Origin of the sequence: Psychrobacter sp. SWN149 (genome assembly GCF_015864565.1) — a bacterium.
GTDB lineage: Bacteria > Pseudomonadota > Gammaproteobacteria > Pseudomonadales > Moraxellaceae > Psychrobacter.
In genome coordinates this window covers 512457-536670 of sequence record NZ_JADYWX010000002.1, presented here as the reverse complement: position 1 = coordinate 536670, position 24214 = coordinate 512457, and the positions used below count along the sequence as shown (strand labels likewise).

Annotated in this window: 20 protein-coding genes; 12 read left to right on the top strand and 8 right to left on the bottom strand. The window is 45.1% G+C overall.

Annotated features, from left to right (window positions below; translation table 11 throughout):
- Nucleotides 1–45: 45 nt before the first annotated feature.
- Entirely contained in the window at nucleotides 46–549 is a 504-nt protein-coding gene (gene ispF / locus I6E86_RS04940) for a 2-C-methyl-D-erythritol 2,4-cyclodiphosphate synthase (RefSeq protein ID WP_194363138.1), read from the bottom strand.
- A gap of 260 nt (nucleotides 550–809) precedes the next feature.
- Here ispF and mnmA point away from each other — a divergent pair, with 260 nt between their 5' ends.
- A complete protein-coding gene (gene mnmA / locus I6E86_RS04935; RefSeq protein ID WP_197175768.1) occupies nucleotides 810–2036 on the top strand; it encodes a tRNA 2-thiouridine(34) synthase MnmA in 1227 nt (408 codons plus the stop codon).
- Between the two features lie 12 nt (nucleotides 2037–2048).
- On the opposite strand, the gene I6E86_RS04930 is transcribed toward mnmA, so the two are convergent.
- Both I6E86_RS04930 and I6E86_RS04925 read right to left on the bottom strand, forming a co-directional pair.
- Entirely contained in the window at nucleotides 2049–2873 is an 825-nt protein-coding gene (locus I6E86_RS04930) for a hypothetical protein (RefSeq protein ID WP_197175767.1), read from the bottom strand.
- A gap of 106 nt (nucleotides 2874–2979) precedes the next feature.
- Nucleotides 2980–3333, bottom strand: coding sequence for a hypothetical protein (locus tag I6E86_RS04925; protein ID WP_197175765.1), 354 nt, complete (start codon nucleotides 3331–3333; stop codon nucleotides 2980–2982).
- A 355-nt stretch (nucleotides 3334–3688) separates the two neighbouring features.
- Here I6E86_RS04925 and purB point away from each other — a divergent pair, with 355 nt between their 5' ends.
- On the top strand, nucleotides 3689–5080 hold the full coding sequence (gene purB, locus I6E86_RS04920; protein ID WP_197175763.1) for an adenylosuccinate lyase: 1392 nt from the start codon (nucleotides 3689–3691) through the stop codon (nucleotides 5078–5080).
- A 166-nt stretch (nucleotides 5081–5246) separates the two neighbouring features.
- Here the strand turns inward: purB and I6E86_RS04915 are convergent, their stop codons facing one another.
- Complete coding sequence (locus I6E86_RS04915) at nucleotides 5247–5435, bottom strand: NF038104 family lipoprotein (RefSeq protein ID WP_194363133.1); 189 nt, start codon at nucleotides 5433–5435, stop codon at nucleotides 5247–5249.
- Between the two features lie 179 nt (nucleotides 5436–5614).
- On the opposite strand from I6E86_RS04915, the gene I6E86_RS04910 reads away from it, so the two are divergent.
- Nucleotides 5615–6787 carry a cupin domain-containing protein gene (locus I6E86_RS04910; protein ID WP_197175761.1) on the top strand — a complete coding sequence of 391 codons (1173 nt, stop codon included), beginning with the start codon at nucleotides 5615–5617 and terminating at the stop codon, nucleotides 6785–6787.
- Between the two features lie 160 nt (nucleotides 6788–6947).
- Here I6E86_RS04910 and I6E86_RS04905 read toward each other — a convergent pair whose 3' ends face one another.
- The 3 genes from I6E86_RS04905 to I6E86_RS04895 all read right to left on the bottom strand — a co-directional run bounded on the left by I6E86_RS04905 (nucleotide 6948) and on the right by I6E86_RS04895 (nucleotide 13084).
- Nucleotides 6948–7637 carry a 1-pyrroline-5-carboxylate dehydrogenase gene (locus I6E86_RS04905; RefSeq protein ID WP_197133488.1) on the bottom strand — a complete coding sequence of 230 codons (690 nt, stop codon included), beginning with the start codon at nucleotides 7635–7637 and terminating at the stop codon, nucleotides 6948–6950.
- 11 nt (nucleotides 7638–7648) lie between these two features.
- On the bottom strand, nucleotides 7649–10900 hold the full coding sequence (putA, locus tag I6E86_RS04900; protein ID WP_197175759.1) for a bifunctional proline dehydrogenase/L-glutamate gamma-semialdehyde dehydrogenase PutA: 3252 nt from the start codon (nucleotides 10898–10900) through the stop codon (nucleotides 7649–7651).
- An 888-nt stretch (nucleotides 10901–11788) separates the two neighbouring features.
- Nucleotides 11789–13084: an NCS2 family permease gene (locus I6E86_RS04895; RefSeq protein ID WP_197175757.1), complete on the bottom strand. Its 1296-nt coding sequence runs from the start codon at nucleotides 13082–13084 to the stop codon at nucleotides 11789–11791.
- A 587-nt stretch (nucleotides 13085–13671) separates the two neighbouring features.
- Here I6E86_RS04895 and tolQ point away from each other — a divergent pair.
- The 5 genes from tolQ (at nucleotide 13672) to I6E86_RS04870 (ending at nucleotide 19314) form a co-directional block, all read left to right on the top strand.
- Entirely contained in the window at nucleotides 13672–14388 is a 717-nt protein-coding gene (tolQ, locus tag I6E86_RS04890) for a protein TolQ (RefSeq protein ID WP_194363128.1), read from the top strand.
- Nucleotides 14385–14846 (top strand): protein TolR, encoded by a 462-nt coding sequence (tolR, locus tag I6E86_RS04885; protein ID WP_197175755.1) that lies wholly within the window; start codon nucleotides 14385–14387, stop codon nucleotides 14844–14846. The genes tolQ and tolR overlap by 4 nt, the downstream gene beginning before the upstream one ends.
- Nucleotides 14847–14935: 89 nt before the next feature.
- A complete protein-coding gene (locus I6E86_RS04880) occupies nucleotides 14936–15952 on the top strand; it encodes a cell envelope integrity protein TolA (protein ID WP_227680536.1) in 1017 nt (338 codons plus the stop codon).
- Nucleotides 15953–16101: 149 nt separating this feature from the next.
- Complete coding sequence (locus tag I6E86_RS04875; protein ID WP_197175753.1) at nucleotides 16102–17394, top strand: PD40 domain-containing protein; 1293 nt, start codon at nucleotides 16102–16104, stop codon at nucleotides 17392–17394.
- 513 nt (nucleotides 17395–17907) lie between these two features.
- Nucleotides 17908–19314 (top strand): nucleobase:cation symporter-2 family protein, encoded by a 1407-nt coding sequence (locus tag I6E86_RS04870; RefSeq protein ID WP_197175751.1) that lies wholly within the window; start codon nucleotides 17908–17910, stop codon nucleotides 19312–19314.
- Nucleotides 19315–19516: 202 nt separating this feature from the next.
- Here I6E86_RS04870 and I6E86_RS04865 read toward each other — a convergent pair whose 3' ends face one another.
- A complete protein-coding gene (locus I6E86_RS04865; RefSeq protein ID WP_197175749.1) occupies nucleotides 19517–20182 on the bottom strand; it encodes a TetR/AcrR family transcriptional regulator in 666 nt (221 codons plus the stop codon).
- A 478-nt stretch (nucleotides 20183–20660) separates the two neighbouring features.
- On the opposite strand from I6E86_RS04865, the gene uraD reads away from it, so the two are divergent.
- The 4 genes from uraD to puuE all read left to right on the top strand — a co-directional run bounded on the left by uraD (nucleotide 20661) and on the right by puuE (nucleotide 24200).
- On the top strand, nucleotides 20661–21194 hold the full coding sequence (uraD, locus tag I6E86_RS04860) for a 2-oxo-4-hydroxy-4-carboxy-5-ureidoimidazoline decarboxylase (RefSeq protein WP_197175747.1): 534 nt from the start codon (nucleotides 20661–20663) through the stop codon (nucleotides 21192–21194).
- 65 nt (nucleotides 21195–21259) lie between these two features.
- Nucleotides 21260–21628: a hydroxyisourate hydrolase gene (uraH, locus tag I6E86_RS04855; protein WP_194363122.1), complete on the top strand. Its 369-nt coding sequence runs from the start codon at nucleotides 21260–21262 to the stop codon at nucleotides 21626–21628.
- 205 nt (nucleotides 21629–21833) lie between these two features.
- Nucleotides 21834–23180, top strand: a complete 1347-nt coding sequence (locus I6E86_RS04850; RefSeq protein ID WP_194363121.1) for a urate hydroxylase PuuD — start codon at nucleotides 21834–21836, stop codon at nucleotides 23178–23180.
- 39 nt (nucleotides 23181–23219) lie between these two features.
- Complete coding sequence (puuE, locus tag I6E86_RS04845; protein WP_197175961.1) at nucleotides 23220–24200, top strand: allantoinase PuuE; 981 nt, start codon at nucleotides 23220–23222, stop codon at nucleotides 24198–24200.
- The last annotated feature ends 14 nt before the right edge of the window (nucleotides 24201–24214 follow it).

Sequence of the window (24214 nt, the reverse complement as noted above, 5' to 3'; positions counted from 1 at the left end):
GATACATGGGGCGGTTGCCCCTGTATTGCAAGCACGAATTTCGACCTATATAGGTTCGACAGCATTAGGGACTAATAATACCACGGCATTGGCCATGATGCCCTCTTGACGACCAGTAAATCCCAATTTTTCAGTTGTGGTGGCTTTCACACTGATATTGCTAATGTCCGTTTGCAAATCACTGGCGATATTATCGCGCATGGCTTGGCTGTGCGGTGCAAGCTTCGGACGTTCGCACATGACGGTGATATCCGCATTGCCTAACCGGTACCCTGCCTCTTGTACTTTACCATAGACATAACGTAGCAAGACTCGTGAATCCAAGCCCGCATGTGCCGCATCGGTATCAGGGAAATGCTGACCAATATCGCCAAGTGCTAAGGCACCAAGCAGCGCGTCAGCGAGTGCATGCAACACCACATCCCCATCAGAGTGTGCCAGCAAACTATGGCTATGCTCAATAGGCACGCCTGCTAGTATGACGTATTGCTGCTGCTGACCATTATTATGAAAAGCATGAACGTCGATACCTTGACCAATTTTTATCATTGTTGTTCCAAGATGAGTTAAACATGATTAAAATAATTCAAAACCACTATATGTATTTTCAAAGGGGTTTTACCATCAGCAAGACGCCATCGGTCGCCACCCGTTTCAATTAACTGGTATAATATGTCGTTTATTTTATCATAATACCAGATCCAAAAGACAAGCTGACGTTGTTGTGTTAAGACTACGTATTGTAGTAAACGCATAATTTTTGGCGTCACTGTTTGCTTTGGATAACGTATAAATAGTTGAGCCGTTTTATGTCAGCCATACAAGATACCTCAAGCACAATCATTTCTGAGTCTTTCAATACTCATCGCCCCTTAACACTTACCGATGTCGAAAATCCTAGCAGCAAACATGTGATTGTTGGGATGTCAGGTGGCGTGGATTCGTCTGTATCAGCCGTTCTACTTCAGCAGGCAGGCTTTAAGGTCGAAGGCCTGTTTATGAAGAACTGGGAAGAAGATGATGGCACCGAATACTGTACGGCGATGGATGATTTGGCAGACGCGCAAGCCGTCTGTGACAAAATCGGTATGAAGCTGCACACGGCCAATTTTGCCATGGAATATTGGGATCGTGTTTTTGAGCATTTTTTGGCGGAATATAAAGCGGGACGCACCCCAAACCCTGATATCTTGTGTAATAAAGAAATTAAATTTAAAGCATTCTTAGACTATGCCTTGACCCTTGGTGCTGACTACATCGCTACTGGTCACTATACTCGGCGCAGTATGAATTACACCAACGCCAATGGTGATGAAGTTGCTCAGCTCTTACGTGGTCTAGATAACAATAAAGATCAAAGCTACTTTTTACATGCTGTCGGTGGCGACAAAATTGCCAAGACATTATTCCCAGTCGGTGAGCTCGAAAAACCTGTCGTACGTCAGATTGCAGAAGAGCATGACTTAGCGACGGCCAAAAAGAAAGACTCTACGGGTATCTGCTTTATTGGTGAGCGCCGTTTCAAAGACTTTTTACAGCAGTACTTGCCTGCCCAAAAAGGCGATATCGTGACTGACGATGGGCATACTATCGGCACTCATGATGGCTTGATGTATTACACCTTGGGGCAGCGCGGCGGTATCGGTATTGGCGGTGTCAAAGACCGCGTAGAGGCACCTTGGTTTGTATTGGCAAAAGATTTGGGCAAAAACCGTTTGATCGTCGGTCAAGGGCATGAACATCCAATGATGCTTAGCAATGAGCTGACGGCTTATAAAATGGATTGGGTCGACGGCCTGCCACCTGCAGAAGTGTTTACGACAGAAGGTCTACTCTGTATGGCAAAGTCTCGCTATCGTCAGCCAGACCAAGCGTGTCATGTATTTGCAACAAGTGCTGACGGAAACGATGTCCGCGTGGTGTTTGACGAGCCTCAACGTGCCGTCACTCCAGGTCAGTCAGCCGTTTTTTATATCAATGAAGTATGTCTAGGTGGCGGCGTGATTGCCACGATTGATGCGCCTTGTGGATTCTAAATATAATATAACTTAGTTTTGGGCGGTCGCTGTTACTGCCCCGCTATTGTTTGTACTTAGCTTACTATCTTCGACGTTATATATCTGATAGGTCAATTGTGCGATTGGCTGTAGCTCTGAGGTAAATTGATAAAAGCGAATGTCATAGCTGCCTTGCAGCCAGCCATCATCAGGCTTAAAACTGACCCAATTTTGATTACTGTTGGTCACAATGTCTTTTTTCTCAAACAGTAATACTTGTCCTGTCTGATTATTTACCCATTTGACAAATACGAATGGGCTGGGAGGTACTTTCCCCCCTGTGTCAAGATGCGCAAACACAGTAGCATTTTTGTCGATGTTTGAGGTATCCATGGATGATGATGGCATTGAAGACGTGAGTGATAACTTAACCTCACCGACCAGTGGCTGATTGTCATTTTCTTTATACAACTCTTCAACCGCACGCTGCGCAAATTGACGTTTGTCAGAGAGCGCTTCACCTGCCCCTTGTGACATAAACCGATCAATGTACTGTCCTAGCATATAGTCAGGCATTTTATTGACGATATCTAAAGCTTGCTCTTGCGAGTAATCATGCATAGAGCCTACCTTCTGCGACCCTGCCGCTGGCATGTTGTTACCATTCTGATGCTCAAGCGCTTGTAGCTTTACGGGTAGACTGGTATCTTTTTGATCCAGACTAGGCGCAGCATTATCCTGCATTGATGAGTTGTCCTGATGCCTCCCTTGCATAACCTGATCCATCTGCTGCTTGGTCATAAGCAAATAAGTGCCTAAACTACCGAAAATAAAGGCAATAATTATGGATGCTAAGTATAGGGTTTTGTCTTTCATAAGCGAATTAGTATTCTTTAGTTAATAATTTATAAACTTATTAATTTAATACAAAAAAGGTATCCACTATTCAAGTAGATACCTTTTCGACTTTAAATGATTAATCTTATTTAGCACAACGGAATTGATAGTTATTTATATTGATACCGCCTCCAGAGGTTACACCACCTGAATTAAGGGTGCCATTACTACAACTGTACGTCACTTTAGCACCACTATTAACGACTGATGCTGAATAAGTACAGCTTCCATTATTAGGAACAGTCACATTAACAGTCGCTGGGCTTGTACCTGTAGAAATACAGGTAGCTGATGTTGGCTTTGTAGGAGTAGCTGGAGCTGTAGGGGTGGTTGGCTTGGCTGGCGTATTGTTATCACTACCACTGCTATCACTGTCACCACCGCAAGCGCTAAGCGCCAATGCTGAGCCTAACACTAAAACGCTAAGAAATTTATTCATACCCTGATTCTCATTTAGTAAACTATTGACTGCCAAAAAAAGCTTATTAAATCATTTCTATATCTAAAAAACAATATAATTCAAACTTTAGTTTGCTTTTTTAGTTATAGGTTTAATAGTCACAGAACTACTTAATAGTTATCAATAATACTCAATCATTTATCATTCCGTTCTTACCCGTTCAACCAGCTAACAAATGACTCATTTTTTTCCTATAACGGCTTTTTAAATCACTAATAATCCGTCTACAGTATGCTAACACGCCCTTTTTTATGTCAACTTTTGCTATAATTACGCGACCAAAATTTTCCTGCTGTAGTATTCATTCACTTCCTGTTAATTCAAAGGCGATACCATGACCCCACTTACCGCTCTCTCTCCAATTGATGGTCGTTACGCATCAAAGGCTGACAGTTTACGTCCTTATTTGTCTGAATTCGGTCTAATCAAAGCCCGCGTGACAGTCGAAATCCGCTGGTTACAATCTCTAGCTGACAACAGCGCAATTGGTGAATTAGCAGCATTTGATGACCAGACCAATGCTTTCTTGAATGCAATTGTTGATGACTTTAGCGAAGCAGATGCGCAAGCCATCAAAGACATCGAAGCCACGACCAATCATGATGTAAAAGCAGTTGAGTACTTCATCAAAGACAAATTCCGTGGTCAGGATGCTTTGGTTGACTCTCTTGAGTTCATTCACTTTGCCTGTACTAGTGAAGATATCAACAACCTATCATATGCCTTGATGCTCAAAGACAGCCGTGAGATTGTGGTTGCTAAAATGCAGCAAGTGACCGATAGCATCGTTGATTTGGCCATCACTCACGCCGAGCAGCCTATGTTGTCGCGTACACATGGCCAGACCGCTAGCCCAACGACCCTTGGTAAAGAAATGGCAAACGTGGCCTATCGCCTAGCCCGCCAAATCAAACAAATTGGTCAAGTTGAGCTATTGGGTAAAATCAATGGCGCGGTTGGTAACTATAACGCTCATTTTTCAGCCTATCCTGATGTAGACTGGCAGACACACGCCGAAACCTTCATCGGTGAGCGTCTTGAGCTAACGTTTAACCCTTACACCACTCAGATTGAGCCACATGATTATATCGCTGAGCTATTTGATGCCGTCAAACGCTTCAATACTATCTTGATCGATTTTAACCGTGATATTTGGCAATATATCAGCTTAGGCTATTTCAAACAGCGTCTAAAAGACGGCGAAGTAGGTTCTTCTACCATGCCGCATAAAGTCAACCCGATTGACTTTGAAAACTCAGAAGGCAACTTGGGCGTTGCGAATGCGATGCTTGCACATTTGGGCGAAAAACTGCCTATCTCACGTATGCAGCGTGACTTATCAGATTCTACCGTATTGCGTAATATCGGTGTTGGTCTGGCACAAAGCATGATTGCTTTTGACGCTTGTTTAAAAGGCGTTGGTAAACTTGAATTAAATGCGCAGCGTTTGAATGATGATTTGAACAATGCACAAGAAGTATTGGCTGAGCCGATTCAAACCGTGATGCGTCGCTACCGTGTGGAGAACCCATATGAAAAGCTTAAAGCATTGACCCGTGGTAACGCTATGACACGCGAAGCCATGCTAACGTTTGTCGAAAGTGATGAGTTGTCTGCCGTGAGCGACGCTGATAAAGCACGCCTACGTGACATGACACCAGCGACTTATATTGGTAATGCTACTGAGCAAGCCCTTACGATTAAAGATTGGATTGCCAAGCTTTAATCGCTGATAAGGTCAAATTAAAAAGGTAGGAGCGCATAAAATTACTTACGCGCTCCTACCTTGCTAGTGTTTTATCTTATAAAATTGTTGTCTTGCTAAATAAACAACCTTACTTTGAGCACTATGATTGATTTTAATTCAAAATCCATAGTCGAGAAGTAAGGTTTTATTTTTTATCGTCTTTATCATCATCACTGTCGCCTGGTATGATGGCTTTACCCACAGCAACCGTGCCTTTAACCACGCCTTTAGTGGTTTTGTAAGCGATTTTGGCGGGTACTGTGACGAGTTTATGAACACAGGCTTGTAGCAAAAACACGCTAGCAATGATGACAATAAAATGCAGCTTTTTCATAACGTTCCTACGATTGAGTGAATGCTCTGATAACCACTATTATTTTGATAGCCATGATTGTATAAACGTCATCGCACAAATGGCAGTCATCAGATAGGTGATTATCATAAACTATTAAACCCTTCCTTTAAAGCATCCCTTTTATTAATCTCGTACCTATTTAAAACATGGATTTATCAATGACTTCTATCCCTCTTTGTTTACCCGACTCTATCACGCCTGAGCAGTTCTTGACTGAATACTGGCAAAAAAAACCACTCCTTATCAAACAAGGTTTGCCACAGCTAATCGATATGTTTGAGCCAGATGATATGATTGGTCTTGCGCTTGAAGAAGATGCTAGCGCGCGTCTGCTGACTCAAGCAGCAACCAAGACCGAAGGCCAAGCACAGTGGCAACTCAAAAAAAGCCCGTTGACTGAAGCTGATTTTGATAGTGTGCCCGAACAATGGACGGTACTGGTACAAAACCTTGAGCAATGGTCACCAGAGCTGGGGCAATTATGGCAAGCGTTTGACTTTATTCCTCAGTGGCAGCGCGATGATATCATGGTCTCTTATGCACCAAAAGGCGGTTCAGTCGGCAAGCATTATGACGATTATGATGTGTTTTTGGCACAAGGCTATGGCGCTAGACGCTGGCAGTTAGGCAAGATCTGTGATGACCAAACGGAATTCGTCGCTGATGAGCCTCTGCGCTTGTTTGACGATATGGGCGAGATTATATTTGATGAGATATTAGAAGCGGGCGATGTGCTATACGTACCACCAAAATTATCGCATTTCGGTGTCGCACAGGATGATTGTCTGACGTTCTCATTTGGCTGTCGTCGTCCCAACTTGATGCAAATCATTGATAGTGTGGCTGATATCGCAACCAATGACAGCCGTTTGTTTATCCCGATGCTACTACCACAAGCGTTACAGAACTCGGGTGAGTTAAAAACTGACAGTATCCAAGCGATTAAAGCTCAGCTACTACAAATGCTACAATCTGATCGCGGTGATGACATGATTCGCCAAGCAGTCTCAGAAGTCGTGAGCAAACGCCAATATGACGCGCTGATGCCAGAAGAGACTTTGGATACAGATGAGTTAATGCAAGCTTTGTCAGAAGGTGCCACATTACAGGCTGACTATAGCAATCGCTTACTCTATAGACAGACCAGTGATAGCATCGTGCTATATGCCAATGGCCAACGTATCGATGGGCTAGATGACGCGTCGATAGCGGTATTGGTACGCTTGGCCAATGGCGAGCAATTACAACACAGTGATGTCACAGATATCGATGCAGACAATTTAAGCGAATGGGTAGAGAATGGCTGGGTATGGGTGGATATTTCTGAATAATCCTCCGCCATCAAATCTCAATTGAAAAACATAAAAAAACCGCTATCTGACTTGTCATCAGATAGCGGTTTTTCTTAAGTATCTTATAAAATATCTCGTTTGGCACTTATAGGGGTACCAAACGACAGTCGATTCAAGATGCTAATCTTAAGTACTAAGCTTAAGTACCAAGCTCAAGTAAGCTCGCATTACCACCGATAGCGGTGGTATTGATTGTTTTAACACGCTCAGTGACAAAACGATGCAGATAATCAGGCGTTAACATCTCTGACAAGCCTTCCATATCAGTTACGCTAATGACTTGAGTCAAAATACCATCAGTATTAGCCAGCTCTTGGCTGATGGTCTGTGCATCAGCTCTGCTACCAGACACTGCCACTTGTGCAAGACGATCGATATGCAACAAGGTGATGGTCTGTGAGTCGTTAGCAACGCTCAATACATCTTCGCTGATACCAGTTTCATAAAGCACTTTTGCTGCTTCAACACACATCTCATCTTGGCTTGGGCAATGCAATATGACTTCATTGCCTGTCAATAGTGCTGCAACCAGCTGCCCTAGTACGGCCATTGCACGGGCAGATTCACCGCCCACAACCATTGTCTTACCGCGGCCAGTGACGTACAAGTCGTTTGACTCACCAGTGGCACCAACCATACGATGCATCTCATCCAAGCTAGGTGCTGCACTCAATAGATGATTGAATAAGCGCTTGGCTTTGTTGGCATCACCAGTTAGCAGCGCCAGCTTTGGAATGGCTGCCTGTAGATAGGTTGCACGGTTTACTGCGCCCAGTAATCTCCAAGACTCACAGACCTGTGCATGATTTTTTTTGAATTCAGTCGCCATGATGCTACTCCTTATGCAAGTTCTGTTTGAGTGGTGGTTTGGGCTTGGCTATTGCTAGCCTCGATATCAGTCGCTGGTTCTGAGACTAGCTGCATGAGGCGTGATACATAGTGTGGACCACCCGCTTTTGGGCCAGTACCAGACAGACCACAGCCACCAAATGGCTGGACGTTGACCACAGCACCAATCTGATTACGGTTAATATAGGTATTACCGACAAACGCGCGGCGCTCGATGTTCTCAGTAGTGGTTTCGATGCGACTGTGGATACCCAAAGTCAAACCAAAACCTGTTGCATTAATCGCATCAATCAGCTTGTTCAAATCACGAGCTTGGTAACGCAGTACATGCAAAATCGGGCCAAAGTGCTCACCGCCGATGACATCGATGCTTTTGACTTCAATCGCCGTTGGCAATACAAACGTAGACTGATCTTGGCTCACGACCGAGGTTGAGCTCATTGGTGTCTGTGCCAAAATCGTCGCGGTTGGCTCAGCTTCCATACGCGCGATATGCGCCTCTAGGCCTTGCTTGGCATCCGCATCAATCACTGGGCCCACATCGGTGGCAGCATAAAGTGGATTACCAACAGACAGTTCTGCCATGTTGCCTTGTAGTAGCTCAATCAAATCATCTGCCATTTCTTCTTGTACACACAAGATACGACAAGCTGAACAACGCTGACCCGCTGAACCAAACGCTGATAATACCGCGTCTCTAACGACCTGCTCTGGCAGTGCCGTTGAATCAACGATCATCGCATTCTGACCACCAGTTTCTGCGATAAATACTGGCAGCTCACCGCTGGCTTGTGCATGGTCGTTCAGACTTTGATTGATACGCTGCGCGGTTTGAGTAGAACCTGTAAAGATCACACCTGCGATGTTGTCAGCCGCCGTCAATGCGCCGCCTACATCACCTGCACCAGTGACCAATTGCAAGGCCCCTGCTGGAATACCCGCTTGATACATAAGCTGTGCAGCAAAGTGCGCAATCAAACTGGTTTGTTCAGCAGGTTTGGCCACTACCGTATTACCTGCAGCTAGTGCCGCCACGATTTGACCGGTGTAGATTGCCAATGGGAAGTTCCATGGACTGATACAGACAAAAGTACCACGTGCTTTGTAGACTTGACGGGCTTGTTTACCAGACAAATCGGTAAACTCATACGCAGTCGCTTCTAAGCGCTCGGCTTCGTCTGCATAAAAACGACAGAAATCAACCGCTTCTTTGATCTCATCAATACCATCTTGCAGAGTCTTGCCCGCTTCGACTTGGCACAATGCCATCAATTCAGCATAGTTCTCTTCGTATAAATCTGCAATCTTGCGCAATATCTCAGCACGTCTCGCAGCTGTTACATTTTGCCACTCATTTTGACCGGCAACAGCAGCATCGATGGCTTGGCGAGCCAATTGAGCGTTAGCATATTTGACTTCACCAGCGCTAACTTCATGGTTCCAAGGTGCACGTACTGTCTGAGCATCCAGCTGATGCGTTGTGCCCTCTACTTCGTAATCATTAACGGCTTTGCCATTGATGATAGGTGTCGCTGTCCAAGCCTTATCTAAGTGGCTATCGATAGCCGCTGTAAACGGAGCCCACTGCGAATCAATAAAGATATTAGGACCAAAGCTGGCACGACGTTCACCATAGATTTCCGATGGTAATGGGATATCTGGGTTGTTCAATGTGGCATTGGCCAGCAGCTTGTCATATGGATGTACAGTCAGCTTATCGATAGGATAAGACTTGTCCAGTAACTGATGGACAAACGAGCTGTTTGCGCCGTTCTCAAGCAAGCGACGTACCAAATACGGTAGTAAGTCTTTGTGCGCGCCTACTGGTGCATAGATACGTACTGGAATCTGATAAGCATCTAAAATATGATCATAGAGTGCATCACCCATACCATGCAAACGCTGGAACTCAAAGTCTCTATGCGCGCTCATCGTAATGATTGACGCTAGCGTATGGGCATTATGCGTGGCAAACTGTGGCCAGATTAGCCCGCGCAAATGATCTGATAATAAGAAACGCGCGCAAGCAAGATAAGCGGTATCCGTGCCTTCTTTGCGAGTCCATACAGGATAGCCTGACAAGCCTTTTTGCTGCGCCAGTTTAATCTCTGTATCCCAATAAGCGCCTTTTACCAAGCGTACTGGGATGCGATCGCCTACTTCACTTGATAAACGAGCCAACCAAGCAAGCACTGCGATAGCGCGCTTAGAGTAACCCTGTACAACGATACCCAAGCCATCCCAGCCAGCCGTTAAGTTATCACGGTACAAAGACTCAAACAGTTTTAGAGAAATCTCAAGACGATCCGCTTCTTCAGCATCGATACTGAGATCAACATTGACCTCACGTGCCGCTTCAATGAGCAACATGCAGCGTTGACGCAGCAGTCCCATGACTTGCGTTTCTTGCGTGGCTTCGTAGCGAGGATGCAGTGCTGATAGCTTGATAGACACTGATGGCTTCGGCATGCCGTCTTTAACTTTGATGCTCGCAGTGGCTTTGATGGCATGCAGATAGTCGTTGAAGTACTTTTCAGCATCTCTGTGCGTGATGGCCGCTTCACCTAGCATATCAAATGAGTAGGTGTAACCTCTGTTGCGATACGGCTGGCTGTTCTTATTGGCGTCTTCAATGGTTTCGCCCAATACGAACTGATGACCCATAATACGCATGGCTTTTTGCATCGCACTACGAATGACAGGCTCGCCCATCTTTTTAGTCATACGGTCTAAGAAACCTGACGCTGTCGTGCTGCTATCAATACTCACGACGCGGCCCGTCATCATCATGCCCCAAGTAGAAGCATTGACCATAAAACCATTGTCATTTTTGATATGCTTTTTCCAATCAGCCACACTCATTTTGTCATGAATCAAAGCATCGGCCGTATAGTTGTCTGGCACACGAATCAACGCTTCTGCCAAACTCATGAGCAAGATACCTTCTTGGGTATCAAGGCTATACTCAAGCAACAATGAATCGACCATTTTGACGGCTTTGCCATCATTACGCACATGCTCGACCAACTTACGGGTTTGCTCAGCAGCAGCATCGCGCTCTTCATCGCTAGGTTTGGCAAGTGGTAACAGCTCAGACAACCAACGCACTTCATCCACACTATATAGCGGTGAAATACGGGTATGTAGCGCTTCTAATGACTGAGTAAGATATGCCGGCTTCAGCAAATCAACAGCGGAAAACAAGATAGGCTCTTGCGGGGTAAACTGATCTACTGGGTTCATAATAACTCCATAACTATCGTTTAAAAACCATAATAAATGGTGCTTTAGGAAGTTTGATCGTCCTGTATAACTGCTCATAACCGCTATTCGATAATAGGGGTTATTAACGGATATTCACAGCAATAATCAAAAGACCAAACGGCGCCATCACAAAACTAAAAATCCAGCAGAGGCTGGAGACGGTTAAGTAGGTCGTTCGACTGTTAAACGGGCTACGTTAACAATACAAAGGCAACAACATAAAGCTAAGCGGCATTAGTGCCTTCTTCTTGTCAGTAGTGAAAGGAGTTTGATGGTCAGATACCAGTTTATCGAAACGACATACGGTCGCTTTAATAAGCACAAATCTATCATCTTAGGTGACGCTAATTCACTGTAAGAAAAACCTCTACGGCGTTGATTGAGGTGATGCGCTTAACGTGGCTATAATATCATGAAAAAAAATTTCAAACTAACGATTTTTCTCATTTTTATCAATAAATAATTCTTTAAATAACAATAGCTTATGCTGTAATTAATGAGCATGACGCTTTGGTTACGTTTTTTTGTTTACTATTGCCGATTGATTGTAATGCCACTACGCAGCTCTAAGGCCAAAATATTAGTCTACATAACTGATGTCAAACACCTGCAATTGATGTCAGTCAGAGGGGACACAGGGCTATTTGACGCGGGTCTAAGAACATTACGTAGGGCTGGTACCCTGTCACTTTGTAGATGGGGTTAGCGTCCTGCTGTCTGACAAGTACTTTATCTATAGTGCATCATTTTTAACAAACGATGCACTATCAAAGAAAAACCCCCTTTATCAATCAATGATAAAGGGGGTTTTCTTTGATACATCAGTATTCAGGCACGGCTGAGTAAATCGAGACCGTTGTCAGTATGCTATAAGAAGATAATCTTAACCAATAAGATAATCGTCAAAAGCCACACAGCAATGCTGATATCAGCAAACTTGCCCGCAACGACTTTTACTGCAGTGAAGGTGATAAAACCCAATGCAATGCCATCGGCAATAGAGTATGTGAGCGGCGTGAATAGTAATACGACGACTACGGGTGCTGCTTCTGTTAGATCGCTCCATTCGATGTCTTTTAGCGTGCCCATCATCAGTACGGCCACATAAAAAATCGCGCCTGCTGTCGCATAAGCTGGAATCATACCTGCCAATGGAGAGAAGAAAATACTGAGTAAGAATAGCACCCCAACCGTCACTGCCATGAGGCCTGTACGGCCGCCTGAGGCGATTCCAGAGATACTTTCAATATAACTGGTTGTCGATGACGTACCGAGCAATGAACCTGCGACTGTCGCAGTAGAATCTGCCAATAGCGCCTTGCCCATGTTAGGAATGTTGCCATCTTTGTCGATCAATTTGGCTTGGCTAGTAGTGGCAATCAATGTACCCGCAGTATCGAATAAATCCACAAACAAGAACGCAAAGATCACACTAATCATACCCACATCGAATGCACCCGCAATATCAAGCTGCATCAGCGTCGGTGCAATAGAAGGCGGTGCCGATACGATACCAGTGAACTGTGTATAGCCCATAAGCAAGCTAATCAAAGCGACAAGCAAAATACCAATGGTGACGGCACCTGGGACTCTTTTGTAAGACAAACCGATAATGACCACAAACCCCAATGAAGCCATGGCAGGACCAAACGAGGTCATGTCACCCAGACCGACCAATGTAGCATCATGATTGACGATAATACCGGCGCTTTGTAGCGCGATAAACGCCAAAAACGCACCAATACCAGCGACCACGCCATGTTTGAGAGAGGTTGGAATGGCATTGATGATGGCTTCACGAATCTTGAACAGGCTCAATAATACAAAGATACAACCAGACAAAAACACCGCACCGAGCGCGGTCTGCCAAGCGTAGCCCATACCCAAAACGACGCCATAGGTAAAAAAGGCGTTGAGCCCCATTCCTGGTGCTAACGCCACTGGTAGTCGGGCATAAATACCCATAATAAAACACCCTACCGCGGCCGCAAGACAAGTTGCAACAAACACAGCACCTTTGTCCATACCTGCGTCTGCTAAGACGTTAGGGTTAACAAAGATAATATAAGCCATCGTCAAGAACGTGGTTATACCAGCGATTATTTCTGTTTTGATCGTGGTGTTTTCACCATTAATCCCAAAATAGCGTTCAATTGCATTCATAAGTGTCGCCCCCGACGGCTAATAAAAAGTCGCCACTACTTAAAATCAACTATCATTTCAACAAGAAAAAAGCCCTGTTAAAACAAGAATAATGTAGTAACAAAGCGTAACATATTAGACCAGTTATCTTACAAACTCAATCGCTGATAATGCCTCATTCATACAAAATTACAATTCAAGATGACACTGGCACGACCAGTAAAGGTCTATACAAATACACCTTTACTCGCCTTATTCTGGATAAATGCACTCATGGGCAGCACTGATATAACGCATGCTTGCTGTCATTACATTAGGCCGTTAATATTTAGACGGTCATACTTTCTATTGGTTTGTCACATTAATAATGACCTTTGCTTCATTTAGAAGTAAACTAGGGGGTTATTATGTCGATGATTCACTGAGCGTCTTTGTTATCAAATGACCTTTTATAAAACAAGGCTTTGATTATAAAACAAGGCTTTGAGTTTTTGATAAAGCGCCTCTAGTGTGCATTGATACTGGTAGCGAGTGAGTTTTTTGAGGTTCGTCTGATTTGGATGTCATGGTGTCATCCAGCTGTTGTCAATTATCCGTGAGTCTATTACATGCCTGAATCATTAAATATTGTCGATCTTATTACCCAAGCCAGCCTATTGGTACAAATCGTCATGGCACTATTGCTACTGGCTTCCTTACTCAGTTGGGTGATTATCTTCCGTATGAGTGCGCGTCTCGGTACGGCCAAAAACTTTGATCAGCAATTTGAGACGTGGTTTTGGTCAGGTGAAGATTTGGCCAAACTATACCAAGGCATTCAAGGCTCACCTGATCGTCAGGGGCTGGAGCAGATATTTTATGTGGGTTTTTCAGAATACCTTAGAATGCATAAGAAGCGTCAACCAAAAGATGACATCATCGATGGTGTCGAGCGTAAGCTGCGCGTCGGCCTAGGTCGTCAGCAGCAATTATTAGAGTCAGGACTGACGACGCTGGCGAGTATTGGTTCGGTCGCGCCTTATGTCGGATTGTTTGGTACAGTCTGGGGCATTATGAATGCGTTTTTGGGACTGTCACAAACTGAGCAAGCCACCCTCGCCTCGGTCGCACCTGGTATTGCTGAGGCGCTGATTGCCACTGCCATGGGTCTGTTTGCTGCCATTCCTGCTGTATTGGCGTATAACCATTTCACCGCAAAATCAAGTCGCCTCTATGATTCACGTGCACTGTTTTGTGATGAGATGACAGGCATGCTACAGCGTGAAACCAGTGTGCAAGCACCAGTTAGCCCTCAACCTAATATCAATCAGGTGAATGGGCTATGAAACCAAACCCCTATCGCCGTGAGAAAAAATCACTAAATGCCGAGATGAATGTCGTCCCTTACATTGACGTTATGCTGGTGCTATTGGTGATATTTATGGTAACCGCGCCAATGCTGATTACAGGTGTCGATGTGGACTTACCAAAAGAGCAAACCAACACCATGAATCAAAATCAGCTGCCGGTTATTGTCTCTTTGACAGACAAAGGGGAGACTTTTATCAGTTATGAAGACAATGTCGACGTGCCGGTTACTGAGCCTGAACTGATTAACACGTTGTCTAATCTACAGTCTCAAAGCAATAGTACAGGCTCAGAACCCGTACAAGTGATGATCAATGCGGATCAAAACAATCAATACGGTGCCATCATGACCCTGATGGCAACCTTGCAGCAAGCAGGTATTGAAAAAGTAGGATTATTAACGGGTGCGCCGCTGCCTACGCCATCACGTCCATAGTCATACGCTTAGCAAGCAGGCCATACCCTATTGTTCAATACGACAAATCAGCCAAACCAACGAACCAGTCAGTTCGATAAATCACGTTCATGAGTGTCCATACCATGCATAATGCGCCTGCCGTCTATATACCCACCGAACCTGAAGGTAACGGGCTGACATGGCCTACGCTACTCAGTCTGCTGGCACACGGTCTAATAATTGGGCTACTGGTTTATAACTACCAAACCACTGAAGTTGAGACTGCTGGTAGCATCGAGACGGTCATGGTATCCCCCGAACAGCTCGCTGACATGCAAGGGCAGATACTGGCAAATCAGGCAGCCGCTAGTGCCATGCAAGCAGACAGCAGCAGTGCATCGTCTAGTACCATGCCATCAGAGACCTCTAGCAGTAGCAGCGGCGAAAGCTCAACTCAGCCCAACTCTCAGCGTGTCCCTGTGTTTACGCGATCTGATGAGGCGGCCAGTGAGCCTGTACTCATGAGCAAAGATCATCATCAGCGGCTACAAGAGCAAAACCAAGAATATGAGAATAAAATGGCTGAATGGGCAGCACAGTTAGACGAGTCTGCCATGGATGAGCTGGATCAAGTCGATCAAAGTAAAAGAGAGCAACTCATAGAAGAACAAAAAAAGCTCGGTGACTTTCGCCAAAAACAAAATAACCCACCTAAAATAAAACGCCCCACAGCCAACGATCGCAATATAGAGATTGATACCAGTGGTGCGGGCAATGCAGGCAAAACCTTTAGCCTCTCAGATGGACAGTCAACCCTCTCTGGTGATACCTCAACTTCTAGCACAGCCAAAGGCAGTAGCCGTTCGGCATCAAGTGGTAGCCGCGGTGCCAGCAACAATGAAATCATCAGCTTGGTCAAACGTAATTATACACCGCCGACCGCAGCGAAAGGCTCGACCCAGCGCACGACATTGACGATCACAGTCAATGCCAATGGTGATGTGGTGAATGTGACGGCCTCTGGATCTGACAGCGCCGTCAATGAAGCGGCAAGACAAGCGGTATTGAACACAGGCAGCCTGCCCATTGATGCTGATGACCCTAAATACCCTACTTTTACCATACAGTTTAAGGGCAGTAATTAATCAGTTGCTAGCGCCTTGTATTATTGATAACGTGACGTTAAGCGGCTTGTATCGCATCGGTTTTTTCCTTTACATGCTAGCCTCATCGACTATAAAAACGATCAAATACTAACATGCATATATACTAATTTTAGGAGCTCCATTTACTCATGCGCACTCATAAGAAACTCCTGGTCTCTCTACTTGCTAGCACCGCTGCATTACTCGTATCTCCAAATTTGCTCGCGGCCCCTGTCGTTTTAGAGCTGGACTACGATATTCCAGTCCAAAAAAACCAAGTCGCGTTTGTCGCGTTTGCTGGTGATACTGTGTTGTCGCCTGTGATATTAAATGATTTGAGCAAAACAGAGTTAACAGTGACCAATACAGACTTGCCGCAGCAGCCACACAGCAGTAGTGAGCTGGCAGGCACATTACCAGTGTGGCAAAGCATGGGTATTCCTTATTTGGTGGTCGGCAGTACGCGTACCAATCGTGGCAAAATAGTCACCGATTATGAAGTCATCGACGTAAAATCTGGTCGCGTGATACAGGGCAAACAAAGCCTAACTGCGGATAACAACCGCGAGAGCATGCGCTATGCTGGTCACGTCATCGCTGACAAAGTCTATGAGCTGGTTACTGGGATTCCAGGTGATTTCTCAGGGCGTATTGCTTATATTGAGGAAACGGGCACTGGCAAACAAAAAGTATCTCGTCTAAAAGTCATGGATGCTGATGGCGAAAACGCAAAAACCATCACTGAAGTGGCAGGCTCTATCTTCTCACCAGCATGGTCACCAGACGGCAACCGTATCGCCTATTCGGTACAACGTGAACAATCTTATCCTATCATCTATGTTCAAAACGTCAGTGGTGGCGGTGCAACCGTATTGACCCCTTTTGCGGGCAGTAACTTAAGTCCTTCCTTCTCTCCTGATGGTAGCAAAATACTATTCTCCAGTAGCTATGAAGGCAGTGCCGATATCTATGAGATGAGTGCGAGCGGCGGTACACCTAGAAGACTCACCAATTTACCAAGCAGTGAAGTGCAGCCAAGCTATGCACCAGATGGTAAGTCGTTTGTGTACGTCAGTGATAGAACGGGATTTAACAAACCACAAGTCTATCGCTATGAGTTTGGCTCAGGACGCACCACCAAAGTATCAAACGGTGGCTATGCGACCAGTCCGCAGTTCAGTAGTGACGGCACACAAATCGCCTTTTTGAGTGGACGCTCAGCCGCTATTATGAACAGTAACGGCGCTGTGACGACCAACCTTGGCAATACTGGTATTGATGAAGCACCAAGCTTCTCGCCTAATGGTAAGCGCGTGGTCTATGCGTCAACCCAAGGCGGTAAAGGCATACTGACCATCAAATCGCTCAATGGTGGCGAGGCATTCGGTAAATCAGGACAAGGTATCATTCGCTCACCTGTCTGGTCATCAAGCCCAAAATAATGCCTTGAGTGTCGCTAAAGTACCTTATCTATCTTTGGCTACAATGGTCAGTTTATTCTTGATTACTTAAATCATTGGCACATCAAAAATCCCCAACCATAGTGAGTATGGTTGGGGATTTTTTGGTTGGTCGATCGTCGCAGTAGAAGCAATGACGCCTGCTTTTGACAAACGATATTTACCCTCTTAGATGTCATTTACTTGTGCTCCCTCATTCTTTTTATTGCGTAACAAACCCGTAAACTTAGTAGTACCAAAAAAAACATTGCAATGACTTGCATTTTACCTATACCCTAAATAGAGCTGACTAATTGGTCAGGTTATTGGATTTTTAGCCAACAAAGATGGATTATTGTTATTAGCTAGTATCCAGTCAGATGCGCACCCTCTGTTGTTTACATCGATAAAAAACAAATCAAGAATTGGGTTTTACCCCCTATCGCATGATTTACGACGTTGTCTGATCGTGACAGTTGAGCGGGTGCTAAGCAGTTAGCTTAGGAGGAGACCACCATGAGTGAAAACGTTTCAGCAAATACCGATTTATTGTATAGACTGCATGACCGCCCCACCCCTATCAAAGCATTTTTAGGTGCCATACAGCACGTATTGGCAGCTTTCGTTGGCATTATTACCCCTTCATTAATCATAGGCGGCACCCTAGGTCTGGGAGAACACATCCCTTACCTTCTCAGCATGTCATTGATTGTATCTGGCGTTGCGACCTTTATCCAAACTCGCAAAATAGGGCCTGTCGGCTCTGGCCTTATGGCACTACAAGGGACCAGTTTCGGGTTTTTGGCGGCAGTACTGGCGGCGGGTTTTGTGGTAAAAAACCGTGGCGGCGGTCCTGAAGAGATTTTATCGGTTATCTTTGGGGTCTCATTTCTCGGCGCATTTGTTGAGATATTTTTGAGTCAATTTATCACCAAACTCAAATCATTTATGAGCCCTATCGTGACAGGCTGCGTGATTGTCACGATTGGTTTGTCCTTAACAAAGGTCGGTCTCACTGACTTGGCAGGCGGGTTTGGTGCGGAAGATTTTGGTAGTATTCCAAACTTACTGTTGGGCGGTGGCGTACTAGTGAGCGTGGTGCTTATCAGTATTATTAATAATAAGGTCATTCGCTCAAGCGCCATCTTTATCGGTTTGATGCTCGGACTCATCGCTGCGGTATTTATGGGTCGTATTGATTTTTCACTGGTTTCTGAAGCGGCTTTTTTTACGGTGCCAATTCCGTTTAAATACGGTTTTGGTTTTGATTGGCAGGCTTTTATCCCCATTGCTTTTATGTACATCATTACCAGTATTGAAACCTCAGGTGATTTGACGGCCACTTCCATGATTTCGGGGGAACCTATCAAAGGCCCTCTCTATGAAAAACGCATCAAAGGCGGCGTGTTGGGCGATGGTGTCAATTCTCTGATTGCAGCCGTATTCAATACTTTTCCTGTGACGACCTTTAGCCAAAATAATGGCGTGATTCAAATGACGGGTATCGCCAGTCGCTATGTGGGTTTTTATGTTGGCGGCATCCTGTGCCTGATGGGGTTGTTTCCTGTCCTTGGTGCTATTTTTACGCAGTTACCCAAACCTGTCGTTGGCGGCGTCACGCTATTGATGTTTGCGACTGTAGCAACTGCCGGTATTCGTATCCTATCTACCGTCGATTTCACCCATCGTAATGTCTTGATCATTGCCACCTCATTGGGTCTGGCGACAGGTATTGCTTTCGTTCCTGATGTACTCTCACAAACGCCGCAATTTTTCCAAAACATCTTTGGTTCAGCAGTAACGATGTCAGGGATTGTGGCCATCACGCTTGATATGATTTTACCCAAGAACTACGGTGCTGAATTTGATACTGCAGAACAGCAGGCTACAGATGACTTAACGCCCGCTAGTGAAGTCGCTTAAAACCGAATATCTAGCAGCAGTTATCAGTATTTAAAAGCAAGCGAGGTGCAATAGCGTCAATCTATGCACCTCGCTTATTATAATCAATCCGCTATAAAAGAATGACAGCGTTAACCTTACTTGAAGTATCACAGTTACATCTGCGCTCGATTGCTTTCACTCTCTTTGAAACTGAATCAACTATAGCATAGAGATTCTGTCATCACTCAAGTCCGCAGCCTCGTAAAATAAAGGGCACTAAAAAATCTGCTGCGCGTGCTTCATCCTCTGCATCATAAGCCGTCTTATCCATCAAGCCCACAATCTCACTCTCAAACTCTGCATAACGCTGGGTCGTCGCCCATATCAAAATCAATAGCTGCAGAGGATCGGTGATGCCAATTTTGCCTTGCTTATGCCACTCTTTCATGACTCGCGCTTTATCGTTTACCCACTCTTTCATCGTTGTAGACATGAACTCATGCAAGTGCGGCGCCCCGCCGATGACCTCAATAGCAAACAGCTTATGACGACTCGGATTGACAAAGGCTTGATGGAGCTTGGTACGGACAAATTTTTCAATGACTGTTTTTGGATCACTATCCACTGTCATGGTCACCAAGCCTTCATTCCATTCCTGAATGATCGAGCGTAACACCGCCATATAGAGATTTTTTTTGTTTTTAAAATAATAGTGAACATTGGCTTTGGGCAATCCTGCCCTATCGGCAATTCCTTGCATCGTCGCGCCGCGATAGCTTTGGAGTACAAACTCTTCTTCGGCCGCGGCCAGTATCAATGCTTGATTGTGCGCACGCGTGTCTTGTTGACTGCGATGCAAGGGCGCGTCAGTAGTAAGGATGTCTTCTTTTTGATTGTCTTGAGTCATAGTAGTGGTATCTCACTCCGAGTAGCAGGGTCGACCAACATAGTCGCTGTCTTCTTTGGTCTATTCATGGTTGAGTGCACAGGTTTTCGCAGCACATTATACCCAATAAAAATATTTCTGATAAAACAGTTGACCAATTAGTCAGGTTTTAGCAGAATGGTAGCTATAAAGCAATCACATTACCATTCAAACGAGATTGGCCTGTCAGTTTTGCCGCTAAAATATCAGTGTTTCCTCAGCCAGTCTGTTTTGTATTGTCAGGTCATTATCAGCAGAAAGCTTACCAGTCGAAGTCGAGTACCGCTGATATGTTCATTTGACCAAAACATACAAGACAAAAGACGGAAACCCTATGCAGCTATTAACACCTGTGATGATACTGTCAAGTTTATGCGAATAACCGCAAGGTATAAACCACTACTAACGATTTATTTCCCAATACACATAATGGGTTGTCATATTAAAAAAGGAGGTCATCGTGAGCTTAACCTTAGCGCAATTTAACGATTTATCTCAAGAAGTCGCTGTCACACAACTCTTAGGCTGTTGTACCAGTAGCGCTTGGGCTGACAAACTGGCTGACGCTCGCCCCTTTATAGACGTTGATGCACTCCTAGCAAGTAGCGATGCTATCTGGCAGGAAGTGCAAACTGATGACGCCAATTTACTAGAAGCATTTGATGGGCATCCACAAATCGGTAACGTGGCATCTCTAAAAGAGAAGTATCGCAATACGCAAAGTAGCGCCGCACATGAGCAATCTGGCGCTAACGATGCAGCAGACGACGTACTCGAAGCACTTGCCAAAGGCAATCAAGACTATCTTGATAAATTTGGTTTTATTTTTATTGTCTTTGCGACAGGCAAAAGCGCGCAGCAAATGCTTGATCTACTGCTAGCACGCCTGCCTGATGATCGTGCTACAGAGCTTGCCAATGCAGCGGCCGAACAGAATAAAATTACGCGTTTACGTTTAAATAAATTGCTAGGTAATGCTTCGACAACCAAATAGTAGTCGCAGAGTTAGACTAACATTTTCACCCTATTTATATTTTTCACGAATACAAAGGAAGCCTCATGTCTGCCACCTTATCGTCACATATCTTAGACACTCATCTTGGTAAGCCTGCCTCAGATATCGCCGTTACCTTGCACCGTGTACAAGACAATGGTGTCACCATACTATTGGCGCGCGGTACAACCAATGGTGATGGCCGTGTCACACCAGATGCTTGGCAATTTGATATAGCCATCGATAGCATTGAACGTCAGCTAGATATCGGGCGCTATACCGTGACCTTTGATACTCAGTCTTATTTTGATGCTCAGCAGCTGACAGCGTTTTATCCGCAAGTGGTCATCGACTTTGTGGTAAACGATGCCAGTCATTATCACGTACCACTCCTGCTTAGTGCGCATGGTTATAGTACTTATCGCGGCTCATAGGCTCGTAACAGGCTGTATTTTTGGTGCGCATTTTTATCATGAAAATACAAATATAAGTGTGCTGACGTCATGAGTATATCGAGTACTTGAATGACACTCAGCAAAAATCGTTGCCTGTTATCAGCACAGCTTATCAGTACACCTCATTAAAAGACATTACCAAGAGATTCTATTAAGACATCGTATATTAAAGGACATTTACCGCATGGGCGCCTATCTTCTTGAATGGTTAAGTTTGTTTTTCCGCTGGTTCCATGTTATCGCTGGAGTCGCATGGATTGGTGCATCGTTTTATTTTGTGTGGCTAGATCTGAGCCTACGCAAACCGCCCCAGTGGAAAACAGACAAAGGTATCTCAGGTGATCTTTGGGCCGTCCATGGCGGCGGGTTTTATGAGATTGCCAAATACAAACTCGAACCAGAAGAGATGCCAAAGACGCTACATTGGTTTAAGTGGGAAGCTTATACTACTTGGCTGACGGGTGCGGCGATGATGTCTATCGTCTATTATGCCAATGCAACTGCCTACCTGATCGACCCAAGCAAAGTACCTTTTACTAGTATCGGTGCCATCGCCACCAGCTTGCTTTTCTTGTTTGGTAGTTACTTCATTTATGAAGTTATCGTGCGCAGTCATTTGGGTAAAAACGCGTTTATCTTTAGTACGCTGATCTTTATCTTACTGGTCATCGCGAGCTGGGGTTCTTATCAGCTGTTTAGTGATCGCGCCTCGTTTATTCATATCGGTGCTATCTTGGGCACGGTGATGGTAGGTAACGTATTCTTCGGTATTATGCCGGCTCAGCGCGCACTCGTTGACTGTGTGCGGCGCGGCGAAAAGCCCGGTAAAGAAGTGGCTGAATTGGCATTACAAGCTAAGAACCGCTCACTGATGAATAACTATTTTACCCTACCACTCATCTTTACCATGATCAGCAACCACTACCCAATGATGTATGCTCATGAGCAAGGCTGGTTGGTATTGGTCTTCGTCGGTATCATCACCGCAACTGCCCGTCATTACTTTAACCAAAAGCATTTGGGTCATAAAAAACCACGCTACTTGGTCATCCCAGCCATATTAACCGTATTGTTGATTATCTGGATGCGACCTGAGCCGATTGAGCCAGCAACTGCAATGCCTGCTACTGCCGCAGTAGTGCCTACAACGACTGATAGCACGCCGCCAACTACAAATGCGACTACTGATACAAGCACCTCTGATACCGTGACTAATGCTAATACCAATTCTAATAACAGTGTGAGTAATGATACTGCCACTGCTGAAGCCGTACCAGTGAGCGCGTCAGCAGATGACACGATGATGGATGTCGTACATACGCGCTGTAGCACCTGTCATGCGGTGCAGCCAACGCAACAAGGCTTTGTCGCACCGCCAGCTGGTATCATTTTGCAGACACCAGAAGACCTAAAAATACATAAAGCGAAAATCGTCACTGCGGTACAAACTGGCTATATGCCGCTTGGTAATATTACTCAATTGACGGATGCAGAGCGTCAGCAGCTCGTGGCATACGCATCGTCGCTTTAACTGATCAGCCGACAGCACTACTTTATAGGAACATGAATGATGACTCGAAAAATTACCAGCGACTTTGATATGAGCACCTATCCTCGTGACCTAAAAGGCTACGGTGATAATCCACCAAAAGCAAACTGGCCAGGTGGCGCAAAAATCGCAGTACAGTTTGTGCTAAATATCGAAGAAGGGGCAGAAAACAGCGTCATGCATGGCGATGGACAATCAGAGCGCTTTTTATCAGATATCTTAGGCACCCCCTCATTTAACAACCGGCATCAGTCGATCGAGTCTGCATTTGAATACGGGAGCCGTGTCGGCGTGTGGCGTGTGCTGGATGTCTTTAAAGAGTATGGCGTGCCAATCACCACGTTTACCTGTGCTGCCGCCGCCGAAAAAACACCACATATTATCGAGCGTGTATTAAGAGATGGTCATGAGATTGCCAGTCATGGTCTACGCTGGATCACTTATCAGGATATGTACCGTGAGACGGAACGTGAGCACATTCGCTGTGCCACCCAGATATTTAAACGTATGCTAGGCGGACAGCCTCTCGGCTGGTATACAGGACGCGATAGTCCAAATACTCGTGAACTGGTCGCTGAACAAGGCGGTTATACCTATGACTCTGACTCGTACGGTGATGAGTTACCATATTGGCTCAATGTAAAAGTCCAAGACGGCAATCTGATCACGCGCAAGCCGCATTTGGTCATACCTTATAGCCTAGAGACCAACGATATGCGTTTTTCTTCTAGCCCGGGATTCACCCATGCTGAACCATTTTATCAGTATCTTAAAGACAGCTTTGACACCTTATACGAAGAAGGCGCACATACCCCTAAAATGCTGACCATTGGCTTGCATTGCCGCATTATTGGGCGTGCAGGACGTATCAAAGCGCTAAAGCAGTTTTTGCAATATATCACCAATAAGCCCGACGTATGGATATGCCGCCGTGATGATATCGCTAAACACTGGTACGAAAACCATCCTGCTACGTCAGACAACACTGCTAACTGGATGTAAGCTTAGGCTATCGT